Consider the following 17,083-nt stretch of genomic DNA (forward strand, 5'->3'; position numbering starts at 1 on the left):
GTCACTTTTTGGAACTTTTAAGCAAGGAAGGGATCATCTTCTTTTGCATTCTGCATGAACAGAATGCGTTGCTCCGGTGTAAGGAACGGGTCTTCTAGCGCGATGTAGCAAGGATCGGCTAACTCATTCACCCAACGTAAGGCATCTGCAATTTCACCGCCATGAAATACAGGGCTATCTGACAGTGCTTCATCCTTTTTTAAAATATCTACAACTCCAGTATCCTGGTCTATCGTCACAAACAGATTCGTACCGTCCACATATCTGTTTGTCCCACTCTGATCGGTTGTCCTGATGATCACACGCACAAAAAAGGCCTGTTCGGGATGGAGCACTTCATGCTCTTCCAAACAGGCGGGTAGGAACTGTTTTTGATTGTGAATGAATGATTTAAGTGACACTGCCATGATCCAGGTATTTCCGTACGATTCTAGATCATTGATAATATCCCCGTTGTATTCAATGACCTCTTTTAGCTTGTTCAGTATGTTTTCCTCATTTGCCTTTAAACTTCTGCTTGTTCTTTTAGCCATTGCTCGGCCTCCTTGTGATGAATTCCGACTTGTGTAAACAGAGTGATGATGTAGTCATTGGTGTTCATGACGGCGATTTTGTAGATCTGGGTGTTGCTGAGGTCGTACAACTCGACATATTCAGGGCAAATACCGAAAAGTCCGTCGTCTTCTCGTCTAAAACCTACGAGGCTTAGATCGTGTAGGTTATCCCCTGCCTCTAGTATGAAGATGGGGCCGTAAGGTTGGAGGGAGAAATACGGATCATCTTGGTCATAGAATGAGTTGCGAAGCTGGGTGAAGTATTCCTGGATGTGTTTTAAAAAAGTGGGGGCAAGCGGAGAGTGTTGCAGTGAGTCGATGTCTTGCTGGGTCTGTATGATGCGCACAACGTAACCTCCTAAAAGAAAATAAGACCAGGCATAATGAAGGGTCTTTCAGAGTTATAATATTTACTTTTATTCTTGATAAAGACGGATTTACGATAACTTTTTTGTCAATAGACTACATTAGATGCATGTTGAAGTTTCAGTAATAATACGAAGTATGGTGGAGTAATAAATAATTTACAATGATTGTGTTATAATTTCATTAAAAATATTGCGTAACCTAACGAAACAAAGTATATTATAGGTAACAAAACTTTAATCTTTGGCAAAGGAGTGTAAGCGTGAAATACAATATCAATTTATTTGGAAATAACTTTGATTGTGAATTGCATGTACAAGATAACACTTTATCTATTGCTTTGGATGAGGATAACCAAAAGGCGTTAAAATCGTATTTATCCAGAGTGCTCCAGAAATATACGGAAGTGAACATATTAGAGAAAGATTCCTTAGAATTGATGGTCAATAAAGCTATCCAGGTCGAAAAAAATATGGGTGGCCGAATGTCTGAGCCAAAGCTTAAATTACCTTATGAATTTGCACCAGAGGTGAAAGAGAAACTCATTGAATGTGCGGATCTACAGGAAACCTCAGCGACTCAGTTGTTAATTCGCTTAATTGATCAGAAGTATCATGAAGTGATGCACAACAACAAAGCGGAATGAGGAGGAATTTAAAATGGCTTATGGGAATAAAGTGAAATTTCATTATGATGTGCCTGCATATATAAAGAAAGAGTTAGCAGAGGCGGCTAAAAAGCTGGGGGTCACCGCCACTGAGCTACTCACTAGAATTATTGAAGAGGAGTACCAAAGAGTGAAAGGGACAGGGCAGGACTCGAAATGAGTCCTGTTTTTTTATGCTTTAAACAGTTTGGTTAGGCAGTTATGTAGGTGAAGACTCTCGCTGATAGAGAAAGAATGATAGCGATATTGATTGGTATTCCTTTCAACTTGATCCATATAAAAAAGGTACAAATTCCAGTAATCCTCTTTTGCATTGGTTGTTACTAGAAGTAAGCTAAAGAGCTCCGGCTCGTCTAGAACTTCGAATGCAATTTTGGAATCTGTATGTTCAGTACTAAGGATTTCATGGACATGTGACGAAAGTGGAGAAGCTGGCAAATTTCGAAATGAAAGAAAGCTTTCCTTGAGCGAAATATAGTCCATTGTTAGTGAATTCCCCCTCTTATTCCCTTTTATTTCATTATATTACGTTACGTACAATTACGCAATATACTATAAGTATTCTTTTTCACTTATTGATTATATACGAACGTACGTTTGTAATCAATGAAAATATTTACTATATTAAACGTTCGATTTTTCTAAAAGTTTCAAGCTTTGATATAATTTATTGTGAAAAAACTCCATTAGTAACATGGAGTTTAATATGCTTATTTTACTTATTTTGTTTTTTAATTGTTTCTAGTAACTCATTCATGGTCTTGTTTAGCTCATCAAGTCGCTCTTGAATGCTGTTCATTAGGTTTCTCAATAAGATGATAGCAATAATGATTGGAAAACCCACATTACTGACTAAGTTAACCCATAAATCAATACTTTCCAAGTGTATCACCACCTTGAATAACATTTATTTGTTTTGGAATAATCGCAACTTTCCATAAGTGAATAACGTCATATATCATGGTTGTATTTGTGAAAAAAATATAAAGAAATCCAAATTTGTACAAGGAGATGGATAAAGTGAAACGTAAAAAAGCAGTCTCTTTAATAATTTCTACTATAGCAACTTCTCTTATTTTGAGTGCTCCCTTACACCAAGCATATGCAAAAAGTAATGACATAAAGATTGTTGGGAACCAAGGAACTATTTCATCTGATGTTTCCCCATATGCCATCAAAGGAACTACTTTGGTGCCTGTTAATGTTATAACTAAGCTTAATATTCAAGGGGTTAAGATTAATTGGAATAATACCAACAAGGAGGTCACAGTTGTACACAATAATGAAACAATTACTTTGAAACTTAACAATAGCACTGCATCCAAGAATGGTACTAAAATTGAGTTGGAGCAACCAGCAATACTAAAACATGGACGTGTAATGGTTCCTTTGCGTTTCATTGGTGAGGCAACGGGACAACAGGTGAGTTGGAATGCAAAGGCTAGAACTATACGGATTGGAGAGCCTTCATCTACCTCAAGTTCAACCGTCACACAAAAGACTGCTTTATCTAAAGCGCGAGAAGAAACAACTAACCTCCCTGTTACTGCATTGGGTGATGAGTTATCAACAGGTGGGATAGCAACTAGAATTGTTTATTTCCCCGTTGGAATATCGGATCGATACTTTGAACAAACTATTGGCCGTATAACTTACTATGAAGTGAAGAATGGTAAGCGTCTGGAAAAGTGGTCAGCTAACTTCGATGAGAATAAATCTGCTAAGAATACAGGACTATCATTTTTACCCTTTAAAATAACTAAGGAAATAGGAAGTAGACCAACGATTGATGGCGCAGTGGATTATTATAAATTTATTGCACCGATTGATGATTTATCATACGGAGTTATTGATAAGCAGGGAAAGGAGAAGAAATTGGGCCACTTAGACATTTCTAAATCAACTACTTCATTTCCAGATATAAATAAATAATAACAATGTAGATTAAAGCGGGCTGAAAAATTTTCAGCCCGCTTAGTTAACTCAAAACCTTTAATTCAGTGATGTACTCAGGGGCAACTCAGAATAAACTTTCAAGTCAGATTTTCTATAAGTGTATACGGGGTTGAAGCCACTTGTCCAGGATTGCCATGTGTTATTTGAGTCTCTGTACTGTAGGTTGGAATACGATGTTTGGCTGTAAGTAACAGTGCCAGAATAATCTCCTGCGCCTTGTGCCATCTTAACAAAAGATGTCGTAGGGAGATTAGGATTTCTCAGCGTTGTAACAAGATTATCATTAATATAGAAACTTGCCGTCTGATTTTTGTTGTTTTCAAGACGGAAGGAAATACGCTGCCCAGGAGATGGTTGACTCATTGCTGCGGTATAAGCATCAGATTTGCTATTATTAAGGAACTTGTGCCAAGGATTAGATCCCCATTTTTTCGAGTAAGAAACACCACCCTCCATATAGTCTTCACCAAAACCAAAGTAAAAATTGAAGTAATCTGCGCCGTTGTTTGTTACTGAATAGTTCTGAGGAAGAACTAAATCGCCTTTAATACCTGTCAAATCAGTACGTGATGATCTTACAACTACAATGTTATCAGATGGACTTAAAGCCATTTTACATCTCTCCCATTATTATAATTCGTTGCGTTTCATTACGTTATATATAATTAAAAAAATATAATTTAAGAATATATTAGGTCGATTTTGCAGATTTCGAGTTTAGAAGAAACTTATGCCCAGGAAGAAGGATTTACTGCCACCATGTTATACACAAGATTAGCACTGCCCAAATTGACAGGCTGGCTTCGATCAGAAGGTTTTGCCTTAATTTGCGAGGAACTTCCTGAATCAAGCATAACTCCAGTTGTACATCCTAATTCACGCAAAACGCCACGTGCATCAAAAACTTCAGCATTAGCAACATAAGCTAGCACAACCCGTTTATTCGATGGTTTATAGCCAATGAGTGTACGCGGTCTGGCTTGGCCTGGACCAAAACTTCCTATAGAATCCGTATGTTCTTCATCTCTTACCATGCTGTAGTATCGTCTCGAATTCAAATCTAGATCTAAATGGAGACTCAAGCCACCAATTGCCCAATTAATCCATCTAGTGAGGCCAGGATATTCATTTGGAAATTCAACTACATGACTTGAGCATGTAATATCTGCAGTGCTGTCTTCAGGGTTGTAGCAGAAGAAAGTACCTCGTCTATAGCCTTTTGGTGTTTTATGCCCCCCAGTTCTCACTGGATTACCTTGTCTCCCTACTGCAATGCCAAGTAGCTCTCCAGTAGTACCGTTAAAAAAAGTACCATTAACACCTGGGTAGGGGGAGGTTCTTACATTACCACTTATACTTTGTACTGAGACGTCTCTTACATCAGCGGAGATATAAGAAACATCATATAAACCAGCAATTTTTAAAGGTTCATTAAAAGTAGCTTGACCCATCTAAATCACACTCCTTATTATGAGTTACAAAGAGAGGGTAATCACTAATGAAAAGGTACCCTACCTTTTGTCAGCGACTCTTTGTATTTATATAATATCATACTACGTTACGTAACGCAATATAATATTCGAAACTTTTTTTCTTGTTCATCGTCTAATAAGTGTATCTATATTTGTAAGGAGTGGACTGATTTGCTTAAAAAATTCAAGATTTTGTGCTTATTGGCTTCAAGTATGTTAGTTTTTTCAGGATGTACCCCAAAAGAATCAGCTCTAAAGTCAAGTTCATATCAAACACAGACTGCCGAACACACAAAGACAGATACAAGTAATAAAATATCAGGTAATGAGATGGAAGGCGATGCTCCACAGAAAGAAAAAGAAGTACTCTATACTGCTGTTGACGATAAGGGAAATAAGGAACCTAATTCCCCCAAATTTAGAGAGGGGGTATTTATCAATTTTGACAACTACAAGAAGAGTTTTTTTAATGACGACATTATTGGTAAACTAAGTAGTAATTTAGATGCAATCGTCAAGGATAATAAGATTCAGTTCGAGAAGTACCTTTCAGAGGAGTTTAAAAAAGACCCAAATCATCTAGCATATTTTTTTGGTAATGGAAATAAATATATGTTTGATAATTTAGATACCATAGAGAAAGATGAAAATTCTGAGGTAATTAGGGTTGGAATTGTTTTTCGAATAAAATCTAAAAATAAGGTAGTAAATAGCGGAATTACTTATCATTTTACAAAAAACAGTTCTGGTACCTGGTTAATTCGTAATATTGATTAGATAATCAGGATGATTCTTTTCTTTATTCTATAGAACAAAATGTAACGGCACCAATATTTGTGTTAAATGATACCTTCGGCAGTATTGTTGCTTTTATGGTTGAAGGGGTACTTCTTGCGGGCTGACTTGCTTCCATATGAATCCTCTGTACTGGGGGGTTATCAACTTGTAAGCTCTGATACTCGTCTATTTTCTTGTCAAAAAGAACGAAATGATACAAATAAGATACGAGGAGTAAACAAATGAGAATAAGAAAATTTGCTACATTCCTAGCTTTAGCTTTCGTCATTGGCTGCGCAAACAATAATGGCGTTGCAATTGCCGGTACGACCAAATCAGCAGAAAAATCACAAAATGCTGCACCTACTCACATTTCACAAACATCAATAAATTTTAAACTTGTAGCACCTGAAAGTGATGGACAATTTCATGATGGGTTGCTGTTTTCTGAAAATGCAGATGGTACGCTCATGTATTATGATCCTAAAGGCAACAAGGCATTTTCCCTTCCTGATTATATTACACCATCTTCTGATTTCTACGATCAACGAGCAGTTGTCAAAAGCAAAAAAAACAATCTTTACGGATATATTGATACGAAAGGAAAGTTAACTATCCCTTTTCAATACGAAGAAGCTGGGACGTTTTCTGAAGGGCTAGCGTATGTTAAGGCTCCTGGTTCTAGTAATGTAAAATTAATTGACAGAGCAGGTAAAACCATTTCAAGCTTAAATGATAAATATGATTCTGATTATATTTTTACAAACCATTTGGCTTTAGCGTATGCACCAAAAGGAAATAAAATCGGGTATATAAATACATCTGGTAACCTCGTAGTCCCTCTTAAATATACTTTTGGCCGTGGGTTTTCTGAAGGGCTAGCGGTGATTCAAAACGATAAAGGTCTCTATGGCTACGTTGATACAAAAGGTATAGAGGTTATCCCTACGCAGTATAAACGAGCCTTAGACTTCTCAGAGGGTTTAGCTGCAGTTCAAAATGACAAAGGGAAGTGGGGGTTTATTGATAAAAGGGGGAAGGCAATAATCCCTTTTAAATATACTGGTGCCGACGGTTTTAGTGAGGGGCTGGCAAGCGTTAATAATGAAAGAGGGATGGTTGGATATATTAATAAAACAGGGGCGTTGGTTATTGGTTATCAAAAGTACAATAGTGCTTTTAAGTTTAAAGAAGGCATAGCCTTAGTCGGTATCGAATCCGGTTCCAACGGAAAGTTTGGGTATATAGATCATAAAGGTAAATTACTGACTAAGCTTGAATACAAAAAAGAATCTTCATCGTTTAATAATGGTTATGCTGTGGCTATAAAGACATCTGGAAATGCATTCATATTAAAGAAAATATAAATTAGTTTAGGATAAAGTCACCTGAACAGACCTACCAAATATTATAAGTAAAAAGGTGGAGCATATGAAACTGCGTCCACCTTTTGATTTTCTTGTACCAACTAATTGTGAGTGTAAAATTTCACATCGGGTAAAGCACTTGCTTTCCAGGACCAGTTTATTGTGGTACTGTTAAAGTTTTTACTACCCGCTTGAGCAACTTGTACATCTCTTATTTGGGTTATCGCTGTTCCTTTAGGTCTTACGACTACTACATGGCCATGTCCTGACGCTTTTAAAATGCCTATAGTTGGATAACCATTATTAGCTCTATTCTGAGCGTCAATGAAACTTACAGAGTACCAACCAGGAGTACCGTTACCGTATAATGCATCTGCCATATCATTTGCAGTACCTCCTGGTAGTGGGGTAGCAATAGATGAACTTTTCATTACATCTTGTGCAAAAACATTACAATAAGTAGTACCTCCAACTGGTTGATATTTTGAATCTTTCGCATCAACTTTTAAAGCATCAATTGCAGCAGCATAAATACTAGCACTTCTTACCATTGTAATTCCTCCTTAGAATTTTGAGGTAGGATCACAATAGGATAACAAAACATTTGGTGTATCCCTCACCTAATTTGTTTTGATTGTGTTCCTTGTCTACGTTTTCTATTATATTATATAGCGTGACGTAACGCAATATATATTTTGGTTTTATTTAATTATATTTTCTTTCATCTATTGACTAGGCATTAGCTCCAATCCTATAGAAAAGAATAGCGACAATACCACGTTGGCGTAGAGTGACGCTTTCGTCGGTATCGTCGCTTTTTGAGGTTTAAAGGGAACGATGGTTCTGGGGTACTTCATATATTCATTCATTAGCTATAATTATTCAAAATAACAGAATGGATGGGGCTTTCTGTAAACAAAATCTTTATTCTATCCGATACATACATAAGAATGGTTGGCTGTTAAAAATAACCTCTTAAACTCACAATTTGAATTGTGTGGTAGCTAAACACAAGGTAGCTGGCGACGTACCTTGTGCCGCTGGGAAGGAGATATGAAAGCATTTGGACGTACTGCAAAACGGAATAGGGTATGAAAGTCTACGCTTATACGGTCCTTTTCAACCTCAGCATATGGAACAATTGCGAATTACCAGGGCCGTTAACGATCATGTATTCCTATATGTGAGCGGCATGCTGTCGGAAGAACAGGGAGCCGCGTGCATTGGACAGGACATGGAGCAGGAACCGATTGTCATACGTCAGCTAGATGAGCAAGGGCAGTCGCTTAGACGTTTATTTCATGGATTAATTACACGCATGTCTGTGCACTGCATACGGGGAGTATACACTTTTGAACTGGAGGCGGCTTCGCATTCCTATCAAATGGATACCAAAACGAAAAGGCGCTCCTATCAGGATATTCACCGTACTTATGATGATCTAGTCACTACAATGGTTCGGAAGTACATGTATGGGGATGCCATTGATACGGTGACTAATTATGCTAAATTAGGTACTTTTGTTTTACAATATGAAGAAACCGATTGGGCCTTTTTAAAGCGTCTTGTCTCTCGCTTTGGTTCGGTACTTGTACCGGAGATCACGGCTGCATCACCTAAGATTTTCTTTGGAATGCCAGAAGGCAAGCAGTACAAGGTGGAACGAGATGTATTTTACAGGGTACGGAAAACATTTCATGAGTTAGATACAGGAAAACCAGGGAAACGTGTTGGCGCGTATGTCACCTATACGATTGAAAATCTGCAATACTATGCGCTGGGTGACTTGATTACGTTACCCATTGGACAAGGCAAAGAGCTGGTCGTTGTGAGGGCAGTGACAGAGTTAAAGGACGGTTTACTCCAAACTCGTTACGATCTCCAAGCCGAACAGGATATTCAGTATGCTCGGTATGAAAATGATCAAGCCATCGGGATTTCACTCACGGGAACGGTGTTGAAAGTACAACAGGATTTGGTACAACTTCAACTGGAAATTGATCCGAAGCAAGACCCAGCTAAAGCTTGTTGGTTTCCCGTAGCCACCCGTTATGTAGCGGAAGAGCATAGCGGCTGGTACGACATGCCTGAAATTGGGGAACAAGTGGAGCTGTATTTACCTACACACTGTGAACAGGAAGCCTATGTGACCGATTCCTTACGACAGCATCGCCACGCCAATGGACAACCAGATGTGAAGGTATGGAAACACGTACAAGGCAGCGGCATCGAAATGTCTGAGCAGGAGCTGATCCTGTCCACTTCCGATGGGTTTTCGATTACACTACATGAGGATACGGGCATCACTGTCAACAGTCCGGGGAATGTACAGATCCAGGGCGGTCATGTAAAGCTGGATGCAAGTCAGGAACTATCACTGGAAGCTGGAACTGCACTATATTTAAAAGGTGGAGCCAGCAGTATGGTGCTAGATGGTGAGACAGATACCAAAGCTCCAGTGATTTATCAGGAAGGTACGGTAAAAGCTCCAGTTTTCGTAGCTGATCTTCCTCCTGTACCTGAGCCTCCATTGATGAGTATTAAAGCCTATGAAGCGGCTCAAACTGCAGCAACAGCCAAAGCTCCATCCAGCAATACTCCTACCGCGAAAGTCACAAGTCCAGCGGCGCTTCAGCAGGCCAATGCTTTGCTGGGTACAGTATCCAAGCTATTAGGCTCTATTCCAGCAGTCGGGAAAGTAGCCAGTGTGATGTTGAATACATCGGGTGGAATAGCAGGTAAAGTGGCGGCAACGGTTTTACAAGTATCCGCAGCAATCCCTGTTCGGAGCAAAGGAACGCCTACCTTGGGAGCTTCTAAAGAAGCGGGTGTACATCCGTTGAAACATTTGGCAGGTCTGGCGCTTCAAGGATTGATTAGTCAGTATGAGCATGAGCAAGCGAAACAAGCCTATTATAGCAAGTGGATTTTAGGCAAAGTATATACGAGTGCACGCCATGTGGCGCATTCCGGTGGCCCCCTAGAGTTCGTTCAAAACTTGCTGAAAGAATCGAATGCTATGACTCATGCCTATCAGCAAATTCCTGCGGATTTGAGACAACGCTGGAGGGCGAACTATGACAGTTACATGGCTCAACAGTCGAAGCCGAAGCAAGAGAAAGAATCTCAGTCATGGTGGGATCTTATGGCGGAAGTCCAGCTCCAGAATGCGGAAAATGAAGCCATTATGGCGAAGCAGATGGCGAACGAGTTGGAGTATGCCGCAGATGTGAGTGGAGAAGTTGTATTAGGAGCAGCAGCAGCGGTTGTAGAAGATTATTCGTTTGGATTAATGAATAAGGAATATACCTCAGATCATCCGATGGCGCGTAAAACAGGTGAAGTGATCGGACATTCTTTGACAACTGTAGCCGGAGCCGTAGAAACGGTTGGTGCTGTGACGGAAGGATTCTTAGGTGGTTTGGTAACAGCTTCAGGAGTAGGGGCACCTGTAGGCGTCCTTGCTATGGCACAATCTGTCGTTTTGGGAGCACATGGGACGGCGGTAACGTATACGGGAGCATCCAATAGTGTGGAAAGTGCTAAGGACCTTTATCGAATGTCTAAAAGCGAGGGTCTAAATAGTTCAACGCCGTCTAAACCTTCTAGTGCGAAGTCAGGCAAGAGCGAAGGAACACCTAGCTCACAGAAACCGAGCAAACCAAACGAGAATCCGCCCGGAACTAAGGGGATGGATAAAGCTCCTAATAAGACTTCTGCCGATAATCCATTTGATGATGCAGGGAAACTTAAACCGAATGTGAAGTATAAAGCTGGTGAGCACCAATATGATTATGAAACAGATCATCTGGGGAGAATTGATAAGTTTAGTACAGATGATTTAAAATTAACTACAAGAGAAGAACGTTTACCACATAATCCGAAAACGCCAGGCAAAGAGCCAGGCGACCATGCCGGTCATTTAGCAGGAGATAGATTTGGTGGTTCACCAGATCTGGACAATTTGGTTTCACAGTCTAGTAATATAAATTTAAGTCAATACAAAAAAATAGAAAACCAGTGGGCTAAAGCCTTGAAAAATGGAAAACAGGTGAAAGTCGACGCAGAAGTTAAATATGAGGGGGATAGTTTGCGACCTTCCGAATTTAATGTACAGTATGAAATAGATGGTGAAGTTTTCGTCAAGAATTTATTGAATTGAAAAGGAGATTATTATGACTAAAGTTTTTGAAGATAGTTTTAGTGAATTACAAGCAGACATGGTTTCAATTTGTATGGAATATGTTGGAGATAAAACTGAAAAAATCTTTATATACTGTTCATTTGAAGAAAGAGTTATTTCAAACGATTTTTTTTATTGTATTAATGGGAAAGTTGTTAAGAAGCATAAGCTTAATGATGCAGTAGAGGCTATTACAGAAAATATGGAATATAATACTTCTGTAGAGCGTCAAAAGGCTGTTATGAATATTATTAATGATGATATTAAAAAAATATACAAGTTATGTAATGAATACAAAAGAGAAATGCCTACAGAGATTAAATTAGTCTATGATGTAAGGGAAAATAGTCTGAAAGCAGAGTATAAATATGATTTAGTATATTCCAATGATCCAGTTAAAACTGCTGATGACATTGCTATGGAGTGGTTTGAACAGATCGAAGCGGATTTTAACAATAAATGAGTCTTGTTGTATATATTAATCGGTGTTACCAGAAATTTTTTTGTGAATAGATCACAACTACAACAACAAGATCATGCAGACAGTATAATCAACAAACCAAACACTAAAAAAACTTGGTAAACACACTTGATAAGCTTTCAAAGGTTCATTCTAACTTGAACGGTTAAGAGGAATGAGCCTTTTTGCATGTCTGTATACGAAGAGGAAGCAAACAATGGCGAAACTCTATATGAATAAGCTTGAGGGAATATTTGGTCAGGAGGACGTTATAAGAAAAGTAGAGCCTTCAGATGGAAGTACGCCATTACATGTGTTTTTTTACTATGATTTGCCTGAAGAAGGTATGCTAACAGCGGTGACGTATGGTTTATCTGATGGTGAATTTATAGGCTGGAAGAACGCGAAGCCAGAACTAATCATAAGTCTAGAAACGCAAGATGAAAGTTGGGGGCTGGCTGCTGCTTATTTTGCTGCTGAATTTAGGGGAGTACAGGCATTCTCGTATGCAGATTTGTTTACTTTAGATGAACCTATATCACAAGAGTCTGATATGACGGGTTATTTTGTTTTTGCCTCTGCAATACTAGAAAAAGAGGACGCGGTGATTGAACTGCCCGATAAGACAATACAGTTAGTTGGGATGTATCCTTTGTACAAAGAGGAATTTGATCTAATGAAAAGAATAGGGATCAAAGATTTTTGGCATAGCAAGGACTATGATATATACAGTGTTAATAGGGTTAATCTAGCAAAGTCGAATAATTAAAAGACCTTAAAGGTGGAGAAGGCTCCTCTAACATCCAGAATAATTTTATGACTGTCTTCGAATTGGACTACGTTTTGAGATGGCCGAAAGCAAAAGCAGGGTGTACCTCTGTACCTCTTTTCTTTTGTTGCAGAGATTGCCTAGTAATTAAAAACATACTTAGAAAAATATAATGACAGATTAATTTCAATAGGGCTAAACCCACTATGATAAGACTGATCATAGTGGGTTTTCATTATGTACTCGGTATGGGACTATAACTTAGGGATGAAATAGAAGAGATAAAGCCAATTCAATTTCAAAACCCAAAAAAAGGGAGACCATAATGAAGCCTATAATGATAACTAAAGGATGGAATAAACATGATCTTTGGAAGGGATGTATACTTTCATCTATTGCGCACGCAATTATGGTGGCCCATTACCCTGAACTGTCCTATGAACATTCTTGGGATGGAATGAACTACAGTGTTATTGACGGAACAGGTGGGAGAGCAACAATTACATTCAGTGAAAAGTATTGTGTTGCAGCATTCAGAAATGACAATGTTACTCGTTCTGATGTTACAGCTGCTATTGATTATTTTAAAGGAGCACCCGATGAAGTCGTGGAGCTAGCTAAAAACGAAACTTTGGAGTATCTGCTGGAAGAAGGGGAAGATGGTGTGCCCATCCCTTCCATTACTACAGCTTTCTGGGGGGACCAGGATAATATGGTCTCTATAGATAACGTAGTAAGAATCATTTTAAATGGTGGCTATCTTTTAGAAATACAGTTAATGGAATATGATTCAGCGGTTGAATCTTGGCGAGATTATTATGAGATGACGGATGAACAAGTTGAACTTCTTAAATCAATATACACGAGAAAGGTTAAAGATTTAAGTAATGACATAATATTAACCAAGAAAGAAATTGAAGCGATTGGAACGAGTGATCCTGAGGGATTGAATGAAAGCGAAACTTCCTTTGGAAAAATTGGAATACGTTGGGGTGATTAGCGTGGGGTCTTTAGTAGGGATGAATTATTTGACAGTAATAACACGGTGTGAGAATATTGTTTTATAGAATTCCAATATATTGAAACATTATGGGAGGAGTTATGTATGAAAAAAATCGATAAGAGCCATAATAAATTGTTTGACCAGTTTGTAACTGAATACAGTAAAACAAATAATTTAACAAAAGCTATTGTAAATGAATCTATTGATCATATAAAAGCTATAGACACATATTTCCCTCAGATTGAAGTGTACTTCAAGGATGGAGAAGTATATACAGTAAACCAATCAACAGAGAAAGAAATAGCGTGGGCTAAAGGTAATGATTTTCTTCCAGGCCAGACAGGTTTTGAGGATAGAAATAAATCTAAATAAAATCCGTTAATCTAGCAGGTCGTTTGCTGAACTAACATTAGAACTGTAACTCCCCTCGGAAAACGAACCCCTTGTCCATATAAAACCACATTGGTCAATGCTGGACAGGGATTTTAGATGATTACATCCAGAATTAAACGACTCAATACTTATGGTAGAGAGGTCTGACTCCAAACATAGCTTTTTTGAACCTAAGTGGTCTGTCAGTTGCTCTTAGGATCAAATAATTCCAATAGGGGATGATATTTTGAGAACATTTTTAGAGTTGAGAGAGTATTCGAAGCAAAATTTACAGAACAGGGATTTATCTTTCAGACACGGTAACGCAAGATTTCAAGTATATGATAAGAGTGAAATCCAACTAAATATTTCGATTAACAATAGTCTGCCAGTTATTAAATTTGAAGAACGATGTCAAGACTTTTTTACTGTGGCGGTAGCTACTGATGAGAAAGGTATAATTAATTATGCAAAAAGCAGAAAGTTTTCAATGAATGACAACATTATTGAATTAATCAAAGAGTTTCCTGATGGGTTTTTAATTGATGATGTTGTATCTGCTTTATTAAGCATCAAATTTGAACAAGGTAATATTGCATAGTAAATCATTTGAAGTTATGTTGTGATATGCTATCGACATTATCTAATCACAATAAAAGTGAGGGCGGGCGAAGCTTCGCTGGAAGGTTTTGAAGTTAAGATTGGGGTAATAAATTACGGCATGGAGATTGACGGTATGCTTGGATTTGACTTCATTCATGCAGTTGGTTTGGTGATTGATTCCAAAGAATTGACTGGTGGGGTACTCTCCTAGAGCTAAGAAACCTCACCAAACATCCTCATCACAGCACATCCAATTGTCGACTTACCGTGCCACGGTTCAGATGTTAGAACCCTTGTCCAATTAAAACCATAGTGGTATTGAACAGGGGGTCTTCATACGAATGGTTAGTCTTTAGAACGGCATGTTCTGAAAATTATATTCCTTTACTAACCTTGATGCATAGGAAATACTTACACCATGATTTGCCCCGATTTTCTTAATAATGAAACGCTGAACAAGATTTAAATAAAACGGCGAGTAAGGAGAACCGAGATGAAAAGCTTACTGCTAGTTATTCATCTCGGTTTATTTCAATTGAGGAGGATTTATAGCTACAGTTTAGGAAATAAACTGATTTGCTCTTCGTTCTTTTCCTTTTTTTTTCTACGGTTAATTGCCAATGTATCAGGAAGCCAGTGATTATTTTTACGGCGAATTTTTTTGGTTTCGTCCGTAAATAAAGTATTTTTGGTTGATTGTATGTCCAAGATGACATCTTTATGAAAATCAATATCTTTAAAACGTTCCTGTATTGTTTCCACGGGACCAATTTCGCTTCCAATCCATCTTCTCTTGAGAATTTCACTAACAATGAATGTTGTACCACTACCACCAAAAGGATCAAATACTGTATCGCCTTCATTTGATGCCATAGAAATGATTCTCTCCAACAATTTTAGTGGAAGTTCATTACTTGCACGTGTCTTATATTTGCTATGCCTTACTGGTGAAATGTCATACCATACATCAGTTAGATTAATACCAAAAGGATGTAGTTTATCTTTATATCCTCCATAATCCCGGATGTCACCTCCGCAATGTCTGCAAACCTCCAAAGGAAGCCTTTCTCCATTAAAAGTATTAGGTTTCTCACCTTTTGTATAGTAGAGCAATGCATAATGTGATGGATATAACTTATTCTGAATTGGCAATCTATATTTAATATCTGTTGCAATCCAGTGTCTAAATGTTAGGTGTTTGTTGAGAATCTCTGAGATATGAGTGGCCCAAGCAGGTAAATTCCAAATGAAAAAAGATCCGCCCTCTTTTAGTAAATCAATACAACCTAGTATCCACTTCTCAGTCCATTCTAAGTACTCAGTTTTTGAGAGCTTGTCATTAATCCCCGACTCATAACTTTTGTTCAGGTTGAAAGGCGGATCAGCAAATATAAGGTCCACTGATTCGTTAGGAAGCGAGTTTATGAGTGGGATACAATCCTCTTGAAAAAGCTGGCCTAGTTGCGTTTCGAAAACAGGCTGAAAATTTGGTGTACTGCTGTCTGTCTGTTGTTCCCCGAGTTTAAGGATCTCCAATATTTGTGAAGAGTGTTCGGCTATAAGATTTTTAAGTCTGTTGTTTATATATCCTATGCGAAGTTGCAGCTCTACTTCACTGAGTTTCGATGTAGCCAAAATTTTATCTAAATCTGTTCCATGAGGATAAACCATCTCTTCCGCATAGTACTTGAGTTTTCCTAGTTTTACTCCAGAGTTTTTAGCGAATTCCTTTAGTTGTTTGTCAGATGTAATACCTAAAGCTTTATAAAAATTATTGTTCGTCATTAGAAAACCTCCGTAGATGTTATTGTAACAATTTTTGTTCGACAAGTCATTGACACCATATGACAAGAGCAGTATTATGGAATCCTGATGGTAATATTAAACATGCGGATTCCATGATGGGGGTATTTGATATGATAATTAAACAAACAGTACCATTGATTGAAAAGAAGGGATCTAACGAGTCTTTAATTACTAATCTTGTGAAACAAATTCAGGCCTCTATATCTCAGATGGTACACCCTGCAGGTTCAGGACAATTTCTTCTTTATAACGAGCGAAAAGGTAACGGAGTAAAGCCTATAAAAGACACGTTCTTACTTGATTTATTGCGGTATAATTGGATACTGGAGCACCGTGTAGATGTAGGAGTGACTAATACAAGGCCCGGTCCTATTGACGCTGTTTACCCTATCGGAAACCAATACTTTGCTGTCGAATGGGAAACGGGTAATATTAGTTCTTCTCACAGAGCTATTAACAAGATTGTGACAGGAATATTAAGGGGACAATTGCTGGGGGGAGTATTGATTCTTCCGTCAAGAAAAATGTATGACTACCTGACTGATAGAGTTGGAAACTTCCGAGAACTTGCGCCTTATTTTGATGTATGGAAAATGGCTAACTACGATGTGCAGGAAGGCTATCTGTATGTGATAGAAATAGAACACCATGGATTAACAGATGACCCGAGATATAGAATTATTAAGGGAACGGATGGCAGAGCTCTTGTGTAGATTTTATAACGGAGG

General features: G+C 38.2%; 19 protein-coding genes. 12 read left to right on the forward strand and 7 right to left on the reverse strand.

Annotation, left to right across the window (positions count from 1 at the left end; genetic code table 11):
- Positions 1-17: 17 nt before the first annotated feature.
- A complete protein-coding gene (locus tag ACYCS5_RS15825) occupies positions 18-533 on the reverse strand; it encodes a hypothetical protein (protein WP_459759752.1) in 516 nt (171 codons plus the stop codon).
- The gene (locus ACYCS5_RS15830) at positions 506-901 is read right to left on the reverse strand and encodes a hypothetical protein (protein ID WP_274483516.1); all 396 of its coding nucleotides are present in this window, start codon (positions 899-901) and stop codon (positions 506-508) included. The genes ACYCS5_RS15825 and ACYCS5_RS15830 overlap by 28 nt, the downstream gene beginning before the upstream one ends.
- A 281-nt stretch (positions 902-1,182) precedes the next feature.
- Here ACYCS5_RS15830 and ACYCS5_RS15835 point away from each other — a divergent pair, with 281 nt between their 5' ends.
- Together ACYCS5_RS15835 and ACYCS5_RS15840 are read left to right on the forward strand one after the other, a co-directional pair.
- Entirely contained in the window at positions 1,183-1,566 is a 384-nt protein-coding gene (locus tag ACYCS5_RS15835) for a hypothetical protein (RefSeq protein ID WP_274483518.1), read from the forward strand.
- Between the two features lie 13 nt (positions 1,567-1,579).
- A complete protein-coding gene (locus ACYCS5_RS15840; RefSeq protein WP_274483519.1) occupies positions 1,580-1,747 on the forward strand; it encodes a hypothetical protein in 168 nt (55 codons plus the stop codon).
- 555 nt (positions 1,748-2,302) lie between these two features.
- Here ACYCS5_RS15840 and ACYCS5_RS15845 read toward each other — a convergent pair.
- Positions 2,303-2,470 (reverse strand): hypothetical protein, encoded by a 168-nt coding sequence (locus tag ACYCS5_RS15845; RefSeq protein ID WP_459759753.1) that lies wholly within the window; start codon positions 2,468-2,470, stop codon positions 2,303-2,305.
- A gap of 137 nt (positions 2,471-2,607) precedes the next feature.
- On the opposite strand from ACYCS5_RS15845, the gene ACYCS5_RS15850 reads away from it, so the two are divergent.
- The gene (locus tag ACYCS5_RS15850; protein ID WP_459759754.1) at positions 2,608-3,519 is read left to right on the forward strand and encodes a copper amine oxidase N-terminal domain-containing protein; all 912 of its coding nucleotides are present in this window, start codon (positions 2,608-2,610) and stop codon (positions 3,517-3,519) included.
- A gap of 60 nt (positions 3,520-3,579) precedes the next feature.
- On the opposite strand, the gene ACYCS5_RS15855 is transcribed toward ACYCS5_RS15850, so the two are convergent.
- A complete protein-coding gene (locus tag ACYCS5_RS15855; protein ID WP_459759755.1) occupies positions 3,580-4,155 on the reverse strand; it encodes a hypothetical protein in 576 nt (191 codons plus the stop codon).
- A 116-nt stretch (positions 4,156-4,271) separates the two neighbouring features.
- Positions 4,272-4,994 (reverse strand): phosphodiester glycosidase family protein, encoded by a 723-nt coding sequence (locus tag ACYCS5_RS15860; RefSeq protein ID WP_459759756.1) that lies wholly within the window; start codon positions 4,992-4,994, stop codon positions 4,272-4,274.
- Positions 4,995-5,186: 192 nt separating this feature from the next.
- Here ACYCS5_RS15860 and ACYCS5_RS15865 point away from each other — a divergent pair, with 192 nt between their 5' ends.
- Positions 5,187-5,792 (forward strand): hypothetical protein, encoded by a 606-nt coding sequence (locus ACYCS5_RS15865; RefSeq protein ID WP_459759757.1) that lies wholly within the window; start codon positions 5,187-5,189, stop codon positions 5,790-5,792.
- 242 nt (positions 5,793-6,034) lie between these two features.
- Positions 6,035-7,159 (forward strand): WG repeat-containing protein, encoded by a 1,125-nt coding sequence (locus ACYCS5_RS15870; RefSeq protein ID WP_459759758.1) that lies wholly within the window; start codon positions 6,035-6,037, stop codon positions 7,157-7,159.
- A gap of 101 nt (positions 7,160-7,260) precedes the next feature.
- Here ACYCS5_RS15870 and ACYCS5_RS15875 read toward each other — a convergent pair whose 3' ends face one another.
- Positions 7,261-7,710, reverse strand: a complete 450-nt coding sequence (locus ACYCS5_RS15875) for a hypothetical protein (protein ID WP_257127139.1) — start codon at positions 7,708-7,710, stop codon at positions 7,261-7,263.
- A gap of 512 nt (positions 7,711-8,222) precedes the next feature.
- Here ACYCS5_RS15875 and ACYCS5_RS15880 point away from each other — a divergent pair.
- From ACYCS5_RS15880 to ACYCS5_RS15905, 6 genes are all read left to right on the forward strand, one after another.
- The gene (locus ACYCS5_RS15880) at positions 8,223-11,321 is read left to right on the forward strand and encodes a DNA/RNA non-specific endonuclease (RefSeq protein WP_459759759.1); all 3,099 of its coding nucleotides are present in this window, start codon (positions 8,223-8,225) and stop codon (positions 11,319-11,321) included.
- Positions 11,322-11,334: 13 nt separating this feature from the next.
- Complete coding sequence (locus tag ACYCS5_RS15885) at positions 11,335-11,805, forward strand: DUF600 domain-containing protein (protein WP_102998384.1); 471 nt, start codon at positions 11,335-11,337, stop codon at positions 11,803-11,805.
- A 214-nt stretch (positions 11,806-12,019) separates the two neighbouring features.
- Positions 12,020-12,571 (forward strand): suppressor of fused domain protein, encoded by a 552-nt coding sequence (locus tag ACYCS5_RS15890; protein WP_459759760.1) that lies wholly within the window; start codon positions 12,020-12,022, stop codon positions 12,569-12,571.
- Positions 12,572-12,896: 325 nt separating this feature from the next.
- On the forward strand, positions 12,897-13,571 hold the full coding sequence (locus tag ACYCS5_RS15895) for a hypothetical protein (RefSeq protein ID WP_459759761.1): 675 nt from the start codon (positions 12,897-12,899) through the stop codon (positions 13,569-13,571).
- 105 nt (positions 13,572-13,676) lie between these two features.
- Entirely contained in the window at positions 13,677-13,946 is a 270-nt protein-coding gene (locus ACYCS5_RS15900) for a hypothetical protein (protein ID WP_459759762.1), read from the forward strand.
- 247 nt (positions 13,947-14,193) lie between these two features.
- Entirely contained in the window at positions 14,194-14,547 is a 354-nt protein-coding gene (locus ACYCS5_RS15905) for a hypothetical protein (RefSeq protein ID WP_341071487.1), read from the forward strand.
- 554 nt (positions 14,548-15,101) lie between these two features.
- Here ACYCS5_RS15905 and ACYCS5_RS15910 read toward each other — a convergent pair.
- Positions 15,102-16,334: a DNA-methyltransferase gene (locus ACYCS5_RS15910; protein ID WP_341071489.1), complete on the reverse strand. Its 1,233-nt coding sequence runs from the start codon at positions 16,332-16,334 to the stop codon at positions 15,102-15,104.
- Positions 16,335-16,393: 59 nt separating this feature from the next.
- Between ACYCS5_RS15910 and ACYCS5_RS15915 the strand changes: the two genes are divergently transcribed.
- A complete protein-coding gene (locus ACYCS5_RS15915) occupies positions 16,394-17,068 on the forward strand; it encodes a hypothetical protein (RefSeq protein WP_459759763.1) in 675 nt (224 codons plus the stop codon).
- Positions 17,069-17,083: the final 15 nt, after the last annotated feature.

It is taken from the genome of Paenibacillus sp. SEL3 (assembly GCF_054602585.1).

Bases quoted from the DNA above. Each gene is read 5' to 3' on its own strand.
- ACYCS5_RS15885 (WP_102998384.1), top strand. From the start codon at position 11,335: ATGACTAAAGTTTTTGAAGATAGTTTTAGTGAATTACAAGCAGACATG.
- ACYCS5_RS15915 (WP_459759763.1), top strand. From the start codon at position 16,394: ATGACAAGAGCAGTATTATGGAATCCTGATGGTAATATTAAACATGCG.
- ACYCS5_RS15900 (WP_459759762.1), top strand. From the start codon at position 13,677: ATGAAAAAAATCGATAAGAGCCATAATAAATTGTTTGACCAGTTTGTA.
- ACYCS5_RS15825 (WP_459759752.1), bottom strand. From the start codon at position 533: ATGGCTAAAAGAACAAGCAGAAGTTTAAAGGCAAATGAGGAAAACATA.
- ACYCS5_RS15910 (WP_341071489.1), bottom strand. From the start codon at position 16,334: ATGACGAACAATAATTTTTATAAAGCTTTAGGTATTACATCTGACAAA.
- ACYCS5_RS15840 (WP_274483519.1), top strand. From the start codon at position 1,580: ATGGCTTATGGGAATAAAGTGAAATTTCATTATGATGTGCCTGCATAT.
- ACYCS5_RS15855 (WP_459759755.1), bottom strand. From the start codon at position 4,155: ATGGCTTTAAGTCCATCTGATAACATTGTAGTTGTAAGATCATCACGT.
- ACYCS5_RS15870 (WP_459759758.1), top strand. From the start codon at position 6,035: ATGAGAATAAGAAAATTTGCTACATTCCTAGCTTTAGCTTTCGTCATT.
- ACYCS5_RS15890 (WP_459759760.1), top strand. From the start codon at position 12,020: ATGGCGAAACTCTATATGAATAAGCTTGAGGGAATATTTGGTCAGGAG.
- ACYCS5_RS15895 (WP_459759761.1), top strand. From the start codon at position 12,897: ATGAAGCCTATAATGATAACTAAAGGATGGAATAAACATGATCTTTGG.
- ACYCS5_RS15860 (WP_459759756.1), bottom strand. From the start codon at position 4,994: ATGGGTCAAGCTACTTTTAATGAACCTTTAAAAATTGCTGGTTTATAT.
- ACYCS5_RS15875 (WP_257127139.1), bottom strand. From the start codon at position 7,710: ATGGTAAGAAGTGCTAGTATTTATGCTGCTGCAATTGATGCTTTAAAA.